Below are 17677 nucleotides of genomic sequence, written 5' to 3'. Positions count from 1 at the left end.
CAGGACCGTCGCTATAAAAGGGTTCAGAAGAGAATTTAGCTAGGTCATGCTGGTTAAACGAATGAGTTTCAGTATTCTCCTCTCGGGATTGTGCGACTCCGCGTCGTAACGTACTAGGCTGGCAGGCAACGTCGGCAGAGGTTTTTGAGCTTTTAAACTAACTGCGAAATTTCTTTAGGATAAATCAATTCCTGAGCGATACACTTCAATCAGATTTCTCGCATTTGAATCCCAGGTTCGTGAACGTACCCAATCCCTAGCTTTCTCTGCCTGCTGCCGGATGATCGTTGGATCCATGTTGAGAACTTCGCGTATCGCATTCGCTATTCCCTCTGGTATCTCAGCCGGGAAATAGACTGCATAATTTCCCGTGACTTCGCGAAGTGCAGGAAGATCAGACGCGACTACCGGTACACCATTAGCTTGTGCCATTAATGTTTTGATTGGTGTCACGGTACGGCAGACCTCTTGGTCTTTACGGGGAATCACAAAAACATCGAGAGCAGCGTACCATTTCCAAATTGTTTTAGCTGGTTGTTTGCCTACAAACTGCACTCGTTTTCCCAGGCTCAATTCATCTACCAAAGCTTCTAACCTCAATTTGTCCTCGCCTTCACCCACAATGATGCAATGAACATCCGGTAAAAGCTCAATTGCTCTAATCAGGTCGTCTAAGCCTTCGTACTGAACCACAGACGTAATCGAACCAACGATCACTTTATTCTCACTCAGCCCAAGTTCCTGGCGAATGTCATCCTCATTGAACTCACGGCCGATCGCCGAACTGGATACAGCATTTGGAACAATTCGGATCTTGTCTTCTTCTATTCCTTGACTTACAGCATTTCTTTTCGAAACGTCACTCAGCTGAATCAAAGCAGATGCGTTCTGCATTGCCTCAAGCTCTTTGGTTTCAGCTGCAATATAGTATTCCGACTCTTTAGCAATTATCTGAGATTCTGGTTTTCTCTTGGAAAGCCAGGTCTTTTGAAGCTCCCCCCTCGTTTCATAGATCCAAGGTATCCTAAGTTCGTGGGCTGCACGAGAAACGATTATGGCGTTCTTATAGTCTGTTGTCGTGTGCAATATATCCGCGTCGAATTCTCGAGCCTCTTCTACTAGCATCGTGACAGCTAGTTCAATCTGCTGCGCCTTGGTTCGAGGAAACATAGTTGGCAGCATCTGCCTATATTCAATGCCGTCGACAGTCAAGCGGCTTTTAATAGGAAATTCGCCAATAACTACGGGATATCCAAGTCGAGTAACTGCACATACATTAAGACCATGTTTCTGCAGTGCTTTCAGCAAGAAATGACTACGGTCGGTATATCCCGATTGCGTGAAGGGTTTAGAATTCGTCAAATAGAAGAGCACATTTTTTGGATCGCGACTGCTTTCCAATGGCTTACTCTTCGAAATCGGAAAATCCAGCTCGGCAAGTTGGCGCCTGATCTTCCGAGCTCTGGCTTTTCCGCGAAAGCCGCTTTGCTCGAACGCGTCCGCACTTAGCGTCAGCTGTCCTTGCTCATACAAGTCTTCACCGTGTTGACTAGGCGTCGGCAACCGTAAAGGCGGTACTAAAATCCCAAGGACACGGAGCTTCTGTCCAATTTTCACAAAAAGATCATTAGGATCTTCCAAGAAGTGGGTTCCAAATAAACTAACCACCAAAGAAAAACGCTGAATGTAGGATTTCATTCGTCTATAAAGTATCAATCAGTTTCAAAGTTGTCGATTAATCTCAAAATCTCTTGTGGTGCTACGTTCGCTCTCTCCTCCGCAACCCATTTTGCGCCATGCTTGGAAACTTCCAACAACTGAGGCTCATCGATAAGCTTCATCCAAAGTTTCGCAAGCGCCTCTGGAGTTTCAGGAGCTACGACATGACCTGCATCAAGAGACTCCACCAATTCCATAGTCTCGCCCGAAGCGACAGCACTAATATGGATACCTAGGTTCATAAGCTCATAAGTCTTTGACGGGACTGCTTGTTCTAGAGCAGGCCAATCGGTTAGATGCACTAATGCAGTATCCGCCCAGCTATATTGCTCAGCCAATTCATCCGCAGCAAGCTTGGAACTGAATTCAACTTTCACATTCAAGTCTTTAGCTAGACGCACTAATTCTTGACGTGCGGCCCCCGCACCAACAAACCGCAGATTGACCTGATAACCCGATTCCTTAGCTTTTGCTACAGCACGGATCGCGTTCGCTAAGTTCTGGGCACGCCCAAGAGTTCCCGCATACAACACGTTCAGACAGTCAGTAGAATGTTCCTCACGAGCCGACACGCGTTGGTTGATTTCAGGAGGGAAAACGTTACGAATAACAGCGATTGGCTTGTCTGCAAACTTTCGATGTTTCTCGAATCGATTCTGCAACGTTGCGCCAAGACGCGACGAGGTGACAATCAAACCGTCCGACTTTCGGAGGCTATAATTCATCGCCCATTTCGTTATGAGACCAAGAACTTGCACCGGGCCTCTAGAGAGTACCTTTTCCCGAAACGATGGTTTTCCCAATCCTGAATTCCATCGTTCATGTTCACCGATCAAATCAGGCCAAGCATCCCGAAGATCGATGATATAAGGAGCCTTGAATCGCTTGTAGGCAAGATAAGTGACCACCGAGGTAGGGAGCGCAGGAACTGAACCGATTATCAAATCTGGTTGATAATTTCGCAATACCCCAGGTTTTTTACCGATTACCCAGAGCGCAGCCGCCGCGACTGCGGCTTGGTTTAAGATCCTTTGAGTTAGCGACCGTCCAGCCGGAAAAAACCCAGTACGTACAACAGTCTCCGCGTGATTATTAGTCTCATGTTCCGTCCGAGCCCGAAACGACCCAGACTTCCACCACTCCCCCAGGCTAGGGCTTCGATTATAGTGAGGTGGTGGAGCAATGACAGTTACAGAATGTCCTTGCTTCTCGAGAATTCCAGTGAGCCACGACCACCGCCTCTGCGGGACGCCGTTTTCTGGAGCCCAGTACTGCGAAATGATCAGTATTTTCACTTACTAGCTCCCTCACACTCTTATTCCCGCAAGACAATATTTTCTAAAGATATCACTTTAGAAGTCTATAGGTGCACTTAACCTTAAAGCCAAATCCTTAATAGCACGATGAATTCACCGAACTTGCGCACCTTATTTCCTCACTCCTAGTTCATCATAAAAAGACTGAATTACTTGCCGATTTGTCCAATTCACCCAACCTCTTGTATAGTTAATTCTCGTTGCAGAGAGCGGATGAACTTCAGCTTAAGCGACCTATTCCTCCATAGCTCAGTTGGCAGAGCATTCGACTGTTAATCGAAGGGTCACTGGTTCGAGCCCAGTTGGAGGAGCAAATAATCACCTCGTCATCATTCCACTAGATGACGAGGTGATTTTCTTATTCATCGATATCTTGGAAAGCAGGCTGGGACTACACGTCGAAAGCGCTGTCCGCCCAAATGCCCCTTCATCCGATTAATAGGGCAACGACAAAACCCTAGCAACACTCCAGAATCCCTGAAGTTAGACGACGAGACCGCACCGCATTTCGTTGTCCAACCCATCCGTGTCACTCGGGCTTTGTTCACACCACAAAACTAGTTGCTAGTTTCCATCATTGAGAACTTCATCGAACCGTGGGATGCGCTCCTCTTCAACCCCGGTTCCCGGCGAAAAATTTTCGGCTCGCTCCCCCAGCCCCAATAGCGCGCCGATAGCAGCTACTGAGCGCTCCGCCCCCTTGCCATCACCGTATGGATTAACAGCATTAGCCATAGCTTCAAAAGCAGCCTCATCGTCCAAAAGTAACTTGGCTTCCGCAACGATTAGGGAGCGGTTGGTGCCGACCAGCTTTACGGTACCGGCAACAACAGCCTCTGGACGCTCGGTATTCTGACGCATAACCAATACTGGTTTGCCCAAGGAAGGTGCTTCTTCCTGAACTCCACCAGAGTCGGTCAGAATAATGGTTGCACGACCTTGCAGCTTCGTGAACTGATCATAAGGAAGCGGGTCTGTAATGATTACGTTCTCAAGGCTCTCAACCTCAGGCAGCACTGCTTGGCGCACAGCGGGGTTCAAGTGCAATGGAAGTGCGAAGTTAATGTCAGGGTACTCAGTTGCAAGATCCTGTATTGCACCACCGATTTCCTTCATAGCATCGAGGTTCTCACGGCGGTGAGTGGTGACAACTACCATGCGCTTATCTGATGCAGCAGCTTCCTGAAGCATCGGGTCTGCGAAGGTGGTATCCCAGCTTGCAGCCTCCAGAAGTGCGTCAATCACGGTGTTACCGGTGACCACAATGTCCTTGGAACGGAAATTTTCCATCCGCAGATTCTCAAGTGAGCCTTCTGTCGGAGCGAGATGGAGGGAAGCGACCTGGCCGATAATCTTTCGGTTAGCTTCTTCCGGAAATGGGGAGAAAATATCTCCTGTGCGCAGACCAGCCTCAAGGTGAACAATCTTTACGCCACGGTGGAAGCCCGCCATTGCAGCAGCCATAGCAGTTGAAGTATCGCCCTGAGAGATGATTACATCAGGCTCGACCTCAGTGATGATCTCATCGAGACCTGCCAATGCACGGGAAACGATTTCGTTGAGGCCTTGACCCGGCTTCATTAGGCCGAGGTCATACGCAGGCTTGATGCCGAACATGGAATTAACCTGCTCCAGCATTTCCTTGTGCTGACCCGTAGACACTGCGATCGATTCAAAGCGATCATCGGCTTCCAGAGCCTTGATGACAGGGGCAACCTTGATTGCTTCAGGGCGGGTGCCATACACCGTCATAATCTTTGGCTTGCTCATTTTTCTCCTCACTAATCAATTTGGAAACTAAAACCATTCAACCATGCATTCCCCACAGAGAACTGATCGATGTTTCCAAACTTTCATTTCGAATTGGCAGCGTATTACCGTTATCCTGCAAGGCGCTGCGGTTTTTCACCCGACAACTGTTTTCAGACAGCACAAATTCGCCCGATTATATTCGGGATTTCGTGTAAGAATTTAGAACTTATGGTGCATCGAAAAGCGAATTGCTTCTAAGCCTACTGAGGCTTTGACTAGTGAGGATCTCCACGTTCTCCGTCTGCTTTGAAGCTCGCTGGGTTTGATCCATGGCATGGCTAGCCACGAACAAAGCGGCCGTAGCAATCGCAGCTGAGGTTGCCTGTGGCAACAGTGATTCAAACTCCACGGGATTAAAACTATCGGAGCAACTATCAGCGTGGGAAGAGTCCGGAACCGAATTGTTACAGTTCACCCCTATGAGTATCCCCCACGTGGTGCGGATGCTCATTAAAGTAACCAAAGTTTGCAATGGATGACATCTTCATCGGCTGAAAGAAACCGGTAGGCTAGGACAAGAACAATTCGCTTATCCGCAAGACCTACAGGGAGTAGAGCAAAATAATGTTTCAATTCGTAGTCGGTGCTGCTGCAGGTTATGTGCTTGGTACCAAGGCTGGCCGCAAGCGTTTCCACCAGATCAAGAATGCCTACGAAAAGACCGTCAACTCCCCCGTGGCTAAAAGCGCCGTTAGCGCAACGCGCAAAACTATCGCCAACCGTTTAGACCCAGATCCCCGCATGCGCGAGATTAAGGATCTCAATAGTGGCAGGAAAAAGAAGAACGACCAGGAGCAATCCCCTGATCGTATCTATGAAGTCGACGAGGATTAAACTTCTTCGAGTATTTAATCCTCGCAACATTCGGGTTTACGAGGGCCTAGGGCCGCGGAACGCACGATTATTAAGCTCACGGCGGGCTTGCTCCAAAGCGACAAGGTCAGCAAATAACGAGTTATAGGCTGCCTCATCTTCCGATGGACGCATGCGGCCCAAGCGGGCTTTAAGCTCCGCGATGTGGTTGCCTACTTGGGATTCCTGCAAGCGCGATAGCACCATGTCGGCGTAATCTTTCATGGATAGCCCGGTGGGCAAGATTTCTTCGACGGCTAATTCAGAGACGAAATTGCGGCCGGTGAGATCCAACATTTCACCGGCGACATTCGCGATCCATTCCACTGTGGGTTGCTGCGCGCCCTGTGTTGCACCACCGGCAGAAATAATCGCATTGCGAACAATGCGGTAGGCCTCATTGGTAAAGGCTTCTTCGTCAACGCCATCAAAATAGGCACCGGCCACTTGAGGATATTGCAGCGCCACCTTGAGCGCCTCACGCTGCGGCCACAGGTGCGTTTCCCGTGGCGATGGCGGGCGAATCATCGGCGCGGCGGTTGCCGGAACCTGGTTGTCCTTCGATTCAGACAAGATAGAGCGGCGCTGCTCCGGCTTTTTCGGCTTCTTCATCTCCGCGCGCACTTGTTGCAAGACTTCATCGGGATCAGGCCAGCCCACCCAGCCTGCTAAGCGGCGGGCGTATTCACGCTGCAGTGGTTCATCGCGAATTTGCGCAACTACAGGCACCGCGCGGCGCAGCGCCTGCAGGCGACCTTCAGCGGTATCTACGCGGTATTCAGAGATGACCGATTCAATGACGAACTCAAACATCGGGATGCGGTCAGCTACTAGCTCGCGCACGGCGGCATCGCCGCGTTCCAAGCGCAGATCGCAGGGATCCATGCCTTCTGGAGCAACGGCAACGAAGGATTGTCCGGTGAACTTCTGTTCGCCTTCAAAGGCGCGCATGGCGGCTTTTTGGCCGGCCTCGTCGCCATCGAAGGTGTAGATGAGCTCCCCGTTGAAATAGGAATCATCCAGCATCAACCGGCGCAGCACCTGTAAGTGCGGACCGCCAAAGGCCGTGCCACAGGATGCGACTGCGGTGGTGACTCCCGCGGCGTACATCGCCATGACATCGGTATAGCCTTCGACCACTACTGCTTGGCGCTGTGCCGCGATTTCGCGCTTGGCAAGATCGAGACCGAATAACACCTTGGACTTGTTGTACAACATCGTCTCCGGCGTATTCATGTACTTGCCCATTTTGTCGTCATCAAAAAGCTTGCGAGCACCAAAGCCAATGACGTTGCCGGCTAAATCTTTAATTGGCCACAACAGGCGGCGATGGAAACGGTCGATGGGTCCACGTTTACCCATCTTGGTAATACCGGCTGCTTCGAGCTCTTCAAAGCTAAAGCCCTTGCGCAGCAAATGCTTAGTGGTGGTATCCCAGCCACCTGGTGCATAGCCGCATTCGAAGGTGTAGATAATGTCCTGGCTAAACCCACGGTCTAGCAAGAAATTACGCGCTGTAGCGGCCTCAGGAGTTTCTAGTTGCTGCCGATAGAATTCGTGCGCGGCTTTATTAGCCGCCACAAGCCGCTGACGGGTGCCAGGTTTTTCATCCCGGGCGCCAGTCGTGCCACCTTGATAATTGATGTGGTAGCCAATTTTCTGAGCTACTGTCTCTACTGCCTCAGGGAAAGATACTTGTTCCATCTCCATGAGGAATTTGAAAACGTCGCCGCCATTGCCAGTGGAAAAGCAGTGATAATAACCACGTTGGGGGCGCACATGAAAAGACGGAGTCTTTTCTTCCTTAAAAGGAGATAGTCCTTTCAAACTGTCATATCCAGCTGGCTTGAGCTGGACATACTCGCCCACTATTTCCTCAATGGGGGCGCGTTCGCGGATCGCTTGGATGTCGCTCTCCGGAATTCTGCCTCGTGCCATACCTCAAAGACTACCGTGTTACACCAAATCGCCATCCTTAGCTGAATACTTAAGGCCACCTAATTTCGTTTCCGCACCCCATGGCTGCAACAATGGTGCGCATGGCACAAGCATCAGAGGATTTTTCATCTGAAAATCCAGCCCGACGCAAAAAGTCTTTGCCCGTTATTATCGGCGGCGCGGTAGTGGTTTTAGTCGCCGGTTACTTCGGTATCGACCTCACTTCTGATAATTCAGAAAACTCCGGTGCTTCCGGTAACACTGGAAACTCTGATGATTCAGCTGTAGCAGGATCCGATGCTGGTACGACCGACGGTGAAACGTGCGCGATTGCTTCGCTGCCGGATGAGGCTAGCGAGACCCGCGATGACATCCTGGCCGGTGGTCCTTATGACTACCCCGAAAATGACAATCGTCATTTTGGCAACTATGAAGGCATCTTGCCTGAGCAAGATTCGAACTTTTACCGCGAATACACTGTTGAAACCCCCGGCTTAGACCACCGTGGGCAGCGCCGCATCATCACGGGCGGCGGCTCCGAGCAAGACCCCGAAATGTGGTACTACACCGATGACCACTATGAATCATTCTGTGAGATCCCCGATGCCGAATAAACGCCGCGTCCTCATTACGGACTGCCTACACAACCGAGACGATTTCTTCCACGCTTTAGAAACCGTGCGTTGCGAACACACTGCCCCAGCACCGAAGAACTTAGACGGACTGGCAGATTTCTTAGTCGACGCGAAGATTGACCGCATTACGTGTGCGAATTGGGACTTAAACGACGCTGATGCAGCAGCTATTATGCGGGTGCTGAGTGATCTTGACGTCAAGCTGTACCGATAGATTTTCTTCCTTCGATAAGAACGTGCAACTGTTTGTCTTGAGGATTCAAGAGAAGCACTGCAAAATGTAGTGCTTCCCTCTTCATGTATCGCTAATCGCAAAGCTTTGGGCCCAAAACCGAAGGTAAAAACTGATATAGCAGGCTTTCCATACTTCAATTACCTGCGTTAAATACGACTTGGAAAAAGACTTAACATTAGTGTTTTTACTTCTCGAAATTGTCCTTGCCCCGCAGTCAAAGTATTGTGCAAGTCCTTGATGAATTAACGTCCAATCAGCATTTCTATTTGCCGACTCAGCAAATATTCCCCATCTATCTACTGCAAGTACGCTGACCGTCCAGGCACCAATCTATACTTATAACCATTTGTATTAGGTCTGTTTAAAGGAATTGAATGTCTGATTCAGCAACCGAGGTTTTTGATCATCATCCCCTTTGGGACGAAATTGAAGGAATCAATAGTTGGATTTCAGAAGCCTCTACCAAATTCGGCCCCGAATACGAAGGACTTTCTAGTCTGGCAAATTCCTTCCTAAGTCGGATTCAGATTGCGGTCGAAACAACGAGGCTTTATCTGCAATTAGCACCTAAAGAGGCGATCAGTAAAGCATTATTGGATGAGCTTAAATCACCCCTCGCACGCATTAATGTGGAGCTTCAAAATCTAGAGCTAGATAGTACCTCAGACTTCGATAAGAATCTCAGCGCCGCGAACGATGCTGCGGATGTATTGCTTTCCGGACTAAATAAGTTAAGCCCAATAGTGTCCGCTGCCGTCGACAGCAAGGTCACAGCTGATCAAGTTGAACGCGACCGCATTAGTAGCTTTCTGGATGATGCTCAGTCTATCGTCGCTTCTATACAGCGAGAATTCGAGAGCTATAAGGAGACAATTTCAGGAGAACTAAAAAATAACCGCAACGAGATTACGGACCTTCAGCAAGAAGTTGAAGACTTTTCGGGAAGCTACAAAGAACAGATTGATGAAGGAGTTGAAGCTGGCAAGAAGCGGATCGATGATCAAATAACAACGCTGCAGAATCAATATAATTCGCAAGTTGAGTTACAAAGTAAAAACGCTACTGAATCGCTCAATCGAATCCTTGAGGAAATCAAAGCTCAAAAAGAAGACCTCGACAAGATGGTTGAAGAGACACAGCGTGTCTCGGGATATATTGCCGAAAATGAAATGTCACGGCTATTCAAAGAACGAGCGGATGATTCGAGAGCCCTCTGGATCGGCTTCATCATTGCTGGTGTCTTTGTTTCGGTAGTTAGCGCTATTATCTTATGGAATGCGGGGCAAAATGCTTTAGAATCGACCGCTACCAGTGCTGATATCGTTCGCGGAATTATCCGAATATTGACAGGCTTAGGCAGTGCAGCTATAGCAGCATACCTCTTTCGGCAAGCTTCTATCCAACAAAGTATTTTCCAAGATTTTCGCAGCGCAGAAGTCAGGCTCGGCTCACTCGATGCATTCTTAGCTCGCTTTGATCAGGAAGATGCGCAGGAAGTTCGCCGAGGTGTCGGTAAACGTGTCTATATCGATGGTGAGCTTGGCGAGATTGAATCACAAGGGGACGCTAGTTTAACTCAATCCAAATCCGCAGCGTCCGATTCCACCACGCTTGTTCCACCAAAAAGTGAGACAACGTCCAAGTCGGAAGAATAAAAGGTTCAGGAGAGCTTCTAATTAAAGGTAGCGCATAAATACGCCACTATAAGAGTTCATTCCCTATACGTCGAAACTTTTTAACTCGGATTCATTCGTTTCGTCTTAATGAATAGATTGTCGGTCACTAATCCAACGACGAATCAACTTAGCGCTAATGCTCTTGCAAGAGAACCAGCGTGCGCTAACCGAGGTAGCCCGAGAATTCTGCCGAAGAACGCGCGATGCGCTCGAGGCGGGATTCGGTCATCGAGGCAATTTGATCGACAATCACGCGCTGGCGCTCAGCGGGAGTGTTGGCTTGTTCCCACCACATACGAAAAATCGGGTCTAAGGTGCCCGGCGCGCCCGCGGTGAGGTAATCAAACACGCGGTAGATACGCTCGCGCTGACGGTCTTGGCGGCGCAGGTGTACCGGTGTGTCCATGACGTAGAGCACTGCGATGGTTTTGAGAAGGCGTACTTCGGCCTCTGCTGCTGGGGGGATGACGAGTTTGCCGTGTTGACGGCCTAGCATGTCGCTGGAGTCTTTGGTTGCAGAAATAGTTGCGCCAACGTAGCGGCCAACTAATTCCGAGGTCATCTTCTTTAACTCCACGTAGCTTTTTAAGGTGTAATCAAACGTGTGGTGAGAGACGATGGGAAGTTGGCGGAGGGAATCGGCGGCATCGAGAAGCTCTTCTGCTGTGCCACCGAACGCTTTCGCCCCTTTGTCTGCGAGGTTGGCTAGTTCGACTAGATCCCACAGCACATTAAGCGAGATACGTCCGGAGACAATGCCGTCTTCCACATCGTGGACGGAATAAGCAATGTCGTCGGACCAGTCCATGGTTTGCGCTTCCATCGACGGTTTATCATCCACGTGGCCCTCGCGCAGCCAGTCAAGGATATGCGCGTCTTCATCGTAGGCGCCGTATTTGCGGTTGATGCTGCCATCCGCGTTCGTCTTGGCTTTGGGGTACTTGCAGGCGGCATCGAGAGCTGCGCGGGTGAGATTAAGGCCCACGGAGTTCCCCTCATCATCGATGATCTTCGGCTCCAGGCGGGTGAGAATGCGCAAGGTTTGTGCGTTGCCTTCAAAGCCGCCGCATTCGGTGGCGACTTCATTAAGCGCATTTTCGCCATTGTGGCCATAGGGTGGATGACCAATATCGTGGGTAAGCCCGGCCATCTCGCACAGGTCGGCGTTAAGACCTAGCCCCTCGCCAATGCCGCGGGAGATTTGGGCGACTTCTAAAGAGTGCGTAAGGCGGGTGCGTGGGGTATCGCCATCGTGGGGGCCGACGACCTGAGTCTTATCGGCCAACCGGCGCAGTGCCGCCGAGTGCAGCACGCGGGCGCGGTCACGGGAAAAGGCGCCACGCTGATCGGCTTCTGAAGACGCAAAAGTAGACCCCTTGGGCGATTCATCAAAAATCCGGGCGGTATCAGCAGCGTTGTAGAAATACATTGCCATTCATTCTATGTCGTTATCGCTGCTAGTGTCTGTATTGTTCGATGAGTTCTTGCGAATCAAACCGTGGCGGGTTTTAAACCGCGGGCGAATAAGCGCTTCGACGTTATAGAGCAGCCCCCGGATCTTCTCCCCTGCTGTCTTGCCCAAGAGCCCGGTAAGGATAGCGACAATGAGTCCGCCGGCCTCATGTGCCAGCCCGCCCCACCATTCTTTTTGTGGGAAGGAATAAGGACACGTGCGCGCGCCTTTAACCTTGGGTGTCCAGCCTAGCTGCCTGGCAATGAGCTTCGCGCGCACCGTGTGCAGGGGGTCGGTGATGAGGTACGAGGGGGTATCCAAAAGCATGGCGTGCTCTTTTAGAACTGCCTCCAAGGAACCGAGTGTGTCATTGCCCTTGGGGATGGCATGCACACGGGTCTCGTCCACGTTGCGGTTGTGGAGATAGGTCTTAGCGACTTGGGCTTCAGTGAACCTATCGCCTGGCATATTGGCGCCGAGGGTATAAAAATGCACGTTTTTGCCCGGGTACTCCCCCGCTATGGCCAAGGCCTCATCCAAGCGCGCGGCAAGCACCTTCGATGCGCGGCCATCGTATTGCGAGGCACCCAAGATAACTATCGCCATGTCCATAGGAACCAAGACTACGTGCTATGCCTCGATAAAGTTCACTGAAGTGGATTTGCTTTAGAGGCCTTTAAGTTCTGCAGCTATCCCCTAGCCTGTTGCCTACTTCGATGCACGTGGGCAGAGGCTAAAGCCTAGCGCGAAACAGATGGGGTTCGGTTTTTGGGAAGGCGAGATGCTTTATCAATACAAGCGCCGTGGATTCCATGCTGCTCGGTAGGCCAACGCGTCGCGGTACTACCGAAATAGCAATTAGAACTCTGTCTTTCCACAGGCAGCGGCACACGACGGTAGGATTGGCAGTTATGAACAAGCGAGTGCGTATTGGCCATCTCCTGTGTACCGGTTTATTTGCCACTGCCCTAGGCTGTGGGGTTGCTGCTCCTGCCTTTGCGGCTAGTGCTGAGGTTATAGCGCAGGCACCAACTGCTGTTTCTGAGCGCGTAACTGATACCGCGGGTGTGCTCAGCGCTGCTGAAGAGCAGGAGCTGACGGAGAAGATTACGCAGCTGCAGCAAGAGCAACAGTTGATGGTTCACATCGTCTTTAGTAATGGCTTTGACGGGATGAGTGCGGAAGATTACGCGAGCGCGCTAGTTAACGAAAAGGGGCCGAATTCTGCCGCCTATGTCGTAGATGTAGAAGGCCGGACGATGGGCGTGCAGACTGGTGACCAGTGGCCGCAGGGCAAGCTTGATGAAATGTATGACGCAGCCTACGGGCCTTTGGCCACCGATGACTGGGCTGGTTCCGCGAATGCGCTCATGGATGCCGCATTAGGCACCGGTGGTGCTGGCGGTAATAGCGGCGCGTGGCTCGCCGGGGCCGGCGGTGCTGCGGTAGTTGCCGGCGGCGGTATTTGGGCTTATACGCGGAAGCGAACGAAGAAGGAATCGGCAGCGGTCTTAGAAGATGCCCGCGAGATCGCACCGACCGATATTCGCCGGTTGAATTCTTTGGATCTGGAGACCCTAGACGCGCTGGCGCAGGAAGAGTTGGTTAGCACTGATGAATCTATTCGCCGAGGCAAGGAAGAATTAGACATTGCTACCGCTGAGTTCGGCCCAGAACGCACGCGAGCTTTTACGCGCGCGATGAATCACTCCACCAACACGTTGCAAAAAGCTTTTAGCATCCGTCAGCGCCTCGATGACTCTATTCCCGAAACGCCCGAGCAGCGCCGGGAGATGCTGGTGGAAATTATCTCTTCGTGTGGTCAGGCGGATGATGCCCTCGATGCGCAGGCAGAAGAATTCGCGGAGATGCGCAATCTGTTGATCAATGCCGATTCCAAGTTAGATGAGCTGACTCAGCGCACTATCGATGTCCGCGCGCGGTTGCCGAAAGCAGAACAAACCTGGGAAGGGTTGCAGGCAGAGTTCAACGAACAGATGTTGCAATCGGTGGCGGATAATACGCAGCTGGCCGCAGCAGCGTTGAATGAAGCGGAAAAGTCTTTGGACTCCGCACGTGAGATTGCGGCGCGTCCAGCCGGCGAGCAGGGCGCGGTGGTCGGCTTTATCCGCGATGCCGAGCATGCGCTTGAAATTTCTGATCGCAACCTACAGGGCGTGGAAAATGCCCGCAGCAATATCTCCCAGGCCCAAGCGGCCTTGCCGGCGTTGATTGCCGAGGTGGAAGGGGAAATCGCTGAGGCTGCGCAAATTAAGGCACAGGGCCGCTCTCAGGGCACCGATGCTAACTGGGACGCTCTCGATGAGGTGGTCGCGCGCGCCCAGCAGGCCGTGAACACCGCGAAGCAGGAAGGTACCCAGGATCCGCTGGGACAGCACACGGCGTTGATTACTATTGATACCGAGCTCGATGAGCAGCTGGATACGGTCCGTGAGATAACCTCGACCCACGCGCGCCAGTTAGAGCAATTTGCTAAGCAAATTCAGGCCGCGGCTACGCAGATCCAGGCAGCGGAAGATGTTATTTCTTCGCGCGGACGCATTGTAGGATCGGGTGCACGCACCGCACTTGCCGATGCCAAGCATCTCCACGCCCAAGCCCTCCACGCCCGTGACCGCGATATTCGTCAAGCCATTGACTATGCGCGTCAATCAACTAATGCCGCAAAGATTGCCGCGGACCGAGCACGCGATGATTACAACAACCATCGCCGCGCGCAACAACGCCAGCAAACCGGAAATATGGCCGGCAATATTGTCACCGGCATGGTCATTGGCCAAATCCTTGGCGGTGGCCGTGGTGGTGGTGGATTCGGGGGCGGATTCGGAGGAGGCTTCGGCGGTGGAGGCGGCGGCTTCTCCGGTGGCGGTGGTGGTGGCTTCCGCGGTGGTTCCTTCTAACTAAGTTTCTTAGATTCGGATATTTTCTTTCAAGCCTGGGCCATCGATTAACACGCATCCATAGGACAAGAATACAGCGTCGAAGAAAGGGATTTCCTCGGCGCTTTCGTCTGCCGCAGTTACCGTGACTGAGCCGTCGCTGCGCGGTCGGGTGCGCAAAACAGAGCCTTGCTCATTAGAAATTACGCGCTCGCGGCGAAACGGGTTTACCCGCTGTAGTTTATAGCGCTCATGGTCACAATCCGCGTTGAGCACGTTGACCGTAAACGACAACTGCCCCATCGTGTACAAATTGCCCTTTGATGAGGTAGCCCGCAGGCGAAAGCGTGGTGCACCAATATTGTGCTCAATGAGCAGATTCTGGTGCCCCGCCGAGATCACATCAGCGCGCACGCGCGCTAAAACGTGATCACCTGAATCTGTTAAGACATTGTCTTTCCACCGCCAGACCTCACTGCTGAGGTCAATGCGGGTATTGAAAATCCCTGCTCTATTAGCCACAATTGCATAGCTTAAAGCAGGAATGCCACCACCGCGACCGCAGAAGCAAGAACCAAGGTAGCAATCATCGCAACCGAAGATTTCTGCAAGCGATTTTCCAGAATTAACCGCGCGAACCAGGACAAGGCTGCGATTTCTTCCGTGGAGAGTTCAATCTTGCCTTCGTGCATGAATTCCAAGTTGACCTTGCGCACACCGTTGTTTCGGCCTGAAAATTGCGCGACGAAGTTCTCGTTGACATCATCAATGATCCAGTCATTGGAATTCTCATTGACGATGGTAAAGGTGCGCCCGTCTAAAGAGACGTCCAGTTTCTTGTCTTTGCTTAAATCACCAGAGATGCGAAAGACACGATCATCTGAGGTTGTGGCAGAAGCCCCCAGCTTCTTATCCACGCTCAATCGCCAGAAATCACCGTCGATATCCGCGGAGCCAGATGAAAATGTACCGAGTGCTTCTGGGCCCTCTTCTACTAATAGCTTCGGGTTGTCACGGTCACTTCTATCCCAACTGGTGTATTTCATGCTTTAAGAGTCTAATGCGGTGACCACCCTTTCGGGTAGTCACCGCATTAAAGTGTCATGTTCGCAGGCTAAACCCGCATGCCGCAAGGCAGAAGATTTAACTTAGCAGCCTGCGAGACGCGCAGCTAGGTAGGTTTCGAGCTCATCAATCTTGACGCGCTCCTGCTCCATGGAATCGCGCTCACGTACGGTAACCGCATTGTCTTCGAGTGAATCAAAGTCATAGGTCACGCAAAATGGCGTACCGATTTCATCCTGGCGACGGTAACGACGACCAATCGCACCGGAGACGTCGTAGTCAACGTTCCACAGGCCACGCAGCTTATCGGCCAAAGCCTTTGCTGGGGTGGACAGCTCTTCCTTCTTCGATAGTGGCAGAACCGCAACCTTAACAGGCGACAGACGACGGTCCAGCTTCAACACGACGCGGGTGTCAGTGCCACCCTTGGCGTTGGGAACTTCTTCCTCGGTATAAGCATCAACCAAGAATGCCATCATGGAACGGCCCAGGCCGGCAGCTGGCTCGATAACGTATGGAATCCAGCGTTCTTCGGTGGTCTGGTCAAAGTAGGAAAGGTCTTCACCGGAGTGCTCAGAGTGCACGCGCAGGTCGTAGTCAGTACGGTTAGCAACGCCTTCCAGCTCACCCCACTTAGAGCCCTGGAAGCCAAATGCGTACTCCACGTCCACCGTGCGCTTGGAGTAGTGCGAAAGCTTTTCCTGTGGGTGCTCGTACAGACGCAGGTTGTCTGGGTTAACACCTAGGTCGACGTACCACTGCAGTCGGTTGTCGATCCAGTACTGGTGCCAGTCCTCATCCTCGCCTGGCTTGACGAAGAATTCCATCTCCATCTGCTCAAACTCACGCGTACGGAAGATGAAGTTACCTGGGGTAATTTCATTACGGAAAGACTTACCGATATTGGCGATACCAAACGGTGGCTTCATACGCGCCGAGGTCATAACGTTTTTGAAGTTGACGAAGATACCCTGTGCGGTTTCCGGACGCAGGTAGTGCAAGCCCTCTTCATCATCGACTGGACCAAGGAAGGTCTTCAGCAGACCGGAGAATGCCTTTGGCTCCGACCATTTGCCTGGCTGACCGGTTTCTGGGTCATTGATATCTGCCAGACCGTTTGCTGGTGGGTGGCCGTGCTTTTCTTCGTAAGCCTCCAGCAGGTGGTCAGCGCGGTAGCGCTTGTGGGTGTGCAAGGACTCCACCAAAGGATCGGTGAAGACTTCGACGTGACCGGAAGAAATCCAGGTCTGGGTAGGCTGGATGATGGAAGAATCAATACCGACGACGTCATCACGGGATTGCACCATGTGACGCCACCACTGGCGCTTGATGTTTTCCTTGAGTTCTACACCCAGGGGACCGTAGTCCCAGGCCGAGCGCGATCCGCCGTAGATCTCGCCAGCCTGATACACCAGGCCACGACGCTTACAAAGATTTACGACAGAATCAATCACTGACGCCATAATAATTAAGACTCCTCTGGTAGGGGACAGCCGATGGTTCTAATCACGTCATTCTATCTTGTGAAAGAAATCCGCGCCCGATGGGGTTGAATTGGTTCTTATATGTCACGGCAACTAAGTTGCTAAACTCAGATTCATGACCGTTCATTCCTCAAGCTCACACACCCCAAAGCTTGGTATGCGTACCACGAAACAGCGCACTGCAGTTGTTGAAGTTATGCAGGAAATTGACCGTTTCCAATCGGCCAAAGAAATTCATACTGCGCTCCAAGACCGCAACGCCAAGGTCGGTCTCACAACCGTGTACCGCACCTTGCAGTCACTGGTTGATATCGGCGCCGTTGATGCACTGCACTCCCCGACCGGCGAGGTTTTATACCGCCACTGCGAATCCGAGGCGCACCACCATCACCTGGTATGCACCAAGTGCGGGCGCACCGAAGAAATCGATGGCGGTCTGATTGAAAAGTGGGCCCGGCAAGTCGCCGACACCTACGGTTTCCAGCTCACTGGCCACGACGCCGAAGTCTTTGGTATTTGTTCCAAATGCCGGGAAAATTCCCAATAAGCAATTTTCCCAAATAGGAAATCTTGTTTGTAAAAAGTATGGCTG

Annotated in this window: 15 protein-coding genes and 1 tRNA gene; 7 read left to right on the top strand and 9 right to left on the bottom strand. The window is 51.6% G+C overall.

From position 1 onward, the window contains the following. Positions 1-174: 174 nt before the first annotated feature. Both CSTAT_RS04135 and CSTAT_RS04130 read right to left on the bottom strand, forming a co-directional pair. The gene (locus tag CSTAT_RS04135; protein ID WP_075722570.1) at positions 175-1698 is read right to left on the bottom strand and encodes a glycosyltransferase family 4 protein; all 1524 of its coding nucleotides are present in this window, start codon (positions 1696-1698) and stop codon (positions 175-177) included. 14 nt (positions 1699-1712) lie between these two features. Continuing rightward, the gene (locus tag CSTAT_RS04130) at positions 1713-3014 is read right to left on the bottom strand and encodes a glycosyltransferase family 4 protein (RefSeq protein WP_075722569.1); all 1302 of its coding nucleotides are present in this window, start codon (positions 3012-3014) and stop codon (positions 1713-1715) included. Positions 3015-3273: 259 nt separating this feature from the next. Here CSTAT_RS04130 and CSTAT_RS04125 point away from each other — a divergent pair. Beyond that, a tRNA-Asn gene (locus tag CSTAT_RS04125) sits at positions 3274-3346 on the top strand. A gap of 253 nt (positions 3347-3599) precedes the next feature. Here the strand turns inward: CSTAT_RS04125 and wecB are convergent. Beyond that, a complete protein-coding gene (gene wecB / locus CSTAT_RS04120) occupies positions 3600-4805 on the bottom strand; it encodes a non-hydrolyzing UDP-N-acetylglucosamine 2-epimerase (RefSeq protein ID WP_075722568.1) in 1206 nt (401 codons plus the stop codon). Between the two features lie 606 nt (positions 4806-5411). Between wecB and CSTAT_RS04110 the strand changes: the two genes are divergently transcribed. Beyond that, on the top strand, positions 5412-5681 hold the full coding sequence (locus CSTAT_RS04110) for a hypothetical protein (protein WP_075722567.1): 270 nt from the start codon (positions 5412-5414) through the stop codon (positions 5679-5681). 36 nt (positions 5682-5717) lie between these two features. Here the strand turns inward: CSTAT_RS04110 and dnaG are convergent, their stop codons facing one another. Beyond that, positions 5718-7637, bottom strand: a complete 1920-nt coding sequence (gene dnaG, locus CSTAT_RS04105) for a DNA primase (RefSeq protein WP_075722566.1) — start codon at positions 7635-7637, stop codon at positions 5718-5720. A 92-nt stretch (positions 7638-7729) separates the two neighbouring features. On the opposite strand from dnaG, the gene CSTAT_RS04100 reads away from it, so the two are divergent. The 3 genes from CSTAT_RS04100 to CSTAT_RS04090 all read left to right on the top strand — a co-directional run bounded on the left by CSTAT_RS04100 (position 7730) and on the right by CSTAT_RS04090 (position 10162). Continuing rightward, entirely contained in the window at positions 7730-8251 is a 522-nt protein-coding gene (locus tag CSTAT_RS04100) for a guanyl-specific ribonuclease (RefSeq protein ID WP_083640663.1), read from the top strand. Beyond that, positions 8241-8486: a hypothetical protein gene (locus tag CSTAT_RS04095; RefSeq protein ID WP_075722565.1), complete on the top strand. Its 246-nt coding sequence runs from the start codon at positions 8241-8243 to the stop codon at positions 8484-8486. Before CSTAT_RS04100 ends, CSTAT_RS04095 begins: the two co-directional genes overlap by 11 nt. Before the next feature lie 395 nt (positions 8487-8881). Continuing rightward, the gene (locus CSTAT_RS04090) at positions 8882-10162 is read left to right on the top strand and encodes a coiled-coil domain-containing protein (protein WP_075722564.1); all 1281 of its coding nucleotides are present in this window, start codon (positions 8882-8884) and stop codon (positions 10160-10162) included. A 184-nt stretch (positions 10163-10346) separates the two neighbouring features. On the opposite strand, the gene CSTAT_RS04085 is transcribed toward CSTAT_RS04090, so the two are convergent. Beyond that, the gene (locus tag CSTAT_RS04085; protein WP_075723791.1) at positions 10347-11612 is read right to left on the bottom strand and encodes a deoxyguanosinetriphosphate triphosphohydrolase; all 1266 of its coding nucleotides are present in this window, start codon (positions 11610-11612) and stop codon (positions 10347-10349) included. Positions 11613-11618: 6 nt separating this feature from the next. Continuing rightward, positions 11619-12248 (bottom strand): YdcF family protein, encoded by a 630-nt coding sequence (locus tag CSTAT_RS04080; RefSeq protein ID WP_075722563.1) that lies wholly within the window; start codon positions 12246-12248, stop codon positions 11619-11621. 299 nt (positions 12249-12547) lie between these two features. Between CSTAT_RS04080 and CSTAT_RS04075 the strand changes: the two genes are divergently transcribed. Then, positions 12548-14557, top strand: a complete 2010-nt coding sequence (locus CSTAT_RS04075; RefSeq protein ID WP_075722562.1) for a TPM domain-containing protein — start codon at positions 12548-12550, stop codon at positions 14555-14557. 9 nt (positions 14558-14566) lie between these two features. Here CSTAT_RS04075 and CSTAT_RS04070 read toward each other — a convergent pair whose 3' ends face one another. From CSTAT_RS04070 to CSTAT_RS04060, 3 genes are all read right to left on the bottom strand, one after another. Then, positions 14567-15058 carry a hypothetical protein gene (locus CSTAT_RS04070; RefSeq protein WP_083640660.1) on the bottom strand — a complete coding sequence of 164 codons (492 nt, stop codon included), beginning with the start codon at positions 15056-15058 and terminating at the stop codon, positions 14567-14569. 11 nt (positions 15059-15069) lie between these two features. Further along, complete coding sequence (locus CSTAT_RS04065) at positions 15070-15582, bottom strand: hypothetical protein (protein ID WP_075722560.1); 513 nt, start codon at positions 15580-15582, stop codon at positions 15070-15072. Positions 15583-15684: 102 nt separating this feature from the next. Beyond that, positions 15685-17064, bottom strand: a complete 1380-nt coding sequence (locus CSTAT_RS04060) for a glycine--tRNA ligase (RefSeq protein ID WP_075722559.1) — start codon at positions 17062-17064, stop codon at positions 15685-15687. 136 nt (positions 17065-17200) lie between these two features. Between CSTAT_RS04060 and CSTAT_RS04055 the strand changes: the two genes are divergently transcribed. Further along, the gene (locus tag CSTAT_RS04055; protein ID WP_075722558.1) at positions 17201-17632 is read left to right on the top strand and encodes a Fur family transcriptional regulator; all 432 of its coding nucleotides are present in this window, start codon (positions 17201-17203) and stop codon (positions 17630-17632) included. The last annotated feature ends 45 nt before the right edge of the window (positions 17633-17677 follow it).

The organism is Corynebacterium stationis (assembly GCF_001941345.1).
GTDB lineage: Bacteria > Actinomycetota > Actinomycetes > Mycobacteriales > Mycobacteriaceae > Corynebacterium > Corynebacterium stationis.
The sequence above is the reverse complement of the archived record's forward strand: the minus strand, read 5'-3'. Positions and strand labels throughout refer to the sequence as shown.